The sequence below is a fragment of the Amycolatopsis sp. SID8362 genome, assembly GCF_010550475.1.
GTDB classification, from domain to species: Bacteria; Actinomycetota; Actinomycetes; order Mycobacteriales; family Pseudonocardiaceae; genus Amycolatopsis; species Amycolatopsis eburnea.
This window is the reverse complement of sequence record NZ_JAAGNB010000028.1, coordinates 1-985: the sequence shown is the minus strand read 5'-3', so window position 1 is coordinate 985 and position 985 is coordinate 1. Positions and strand designations below refer to the sequence as shown.

Genomic DNA, 985 nt, shown 5'->3' with positions numbered 1-985 from the left:
CTTCTTCGACGTCGCCGGGCCGTCGGCGGCGGGACAGCACCCGGGCCAGCTCGAACCGGGCGAGCGCCGAGTACGGCGGCATGCCGGCCGTGTCGTCGGCGGTGATGCCGAGCCGGATTTCGCGGACGGCCTCGTCGAGCCGCCCGCGGGCCGCCGCGGCCAGCCCCAGGTAGGTGCGGACGGAGCCGACGTTCGTCACGGTCCCGGCCCCGCCGGTGACGAACAGGTCGGCGTGGGGTCGCAGCCGGGCGGCCATGTCCGCGGCGACGTCGGGCTCTTCGAGCAGTCCCGCCAGCTGCGCTCTGGTCGCGAGCGAGGGCAGCAGCGCGGGCTGCGGGTAGGCCTCGGCGGTGTCCGCGCTGCGGGCGATCCGGCGGGCCCGCTCGAGATCGCCGCGCTGGGCCCAGTAGTTCCCGTACACCGCCATCGTGAACGACGGCGAGCGGCGGTCGAACATCGTGAACTCGTCGGCGGAGAGGAGGTCACCGCGGCCGGTGAGCCCGTCGATGATGATCAGCACGAAGAGCGAGACTCCCCGCAGCGAGTCGTGCGTGCGGCCTTCGAGCAGCCGCAGGCAGTCCCGCACCGTGGCGATGGCGTCGTCGAACCGGCCCCGGGCGACCTCGACGGCGGCCCGGGCGCGCAGGTAGTGCCACCGGGCGAGCGGGCGCCTCAGCCGTTCGGTCAGCTGCCGCATCGGCGCCAGTGCCGCCTCCGCGTCGTCGACCCGGCCGAGCATCATGTAGGCGTCGAAGCGCCACAGCCAGCCCCAGAGCCGGGTGTCGTCGTCCTGCTCGGCCTCGCCGAGGGCGAACATCCGCTCCGCCAGTTCGAGCCGCTCGTGCACCCCGTCCGGACCCGAGCGGGCCATCTGCCGCGAGCGCAGCGCCGAGCGGAGCACTTCGGCGTCGCCGAGCCGGTCCGCGATCGCGAGCGCCTCGGCGGAGAACCGGTCGGCGTCGGCGCCGCCGACGAACCCGGCCTC

The 985-nt window shown here is 75.0% G+C and carries 1 protein-coding gene; it reads right to left on the bottom strand.

The window, feature by feature from the left end; all coding sequences use genetic code 11:
• On the bottom strand, positions 1 to 985 hold a 985-nt coding region (locus G3I65_RS01270; protein ID WP_203612246.1), incomplete at both ends, for a hypothetical protein.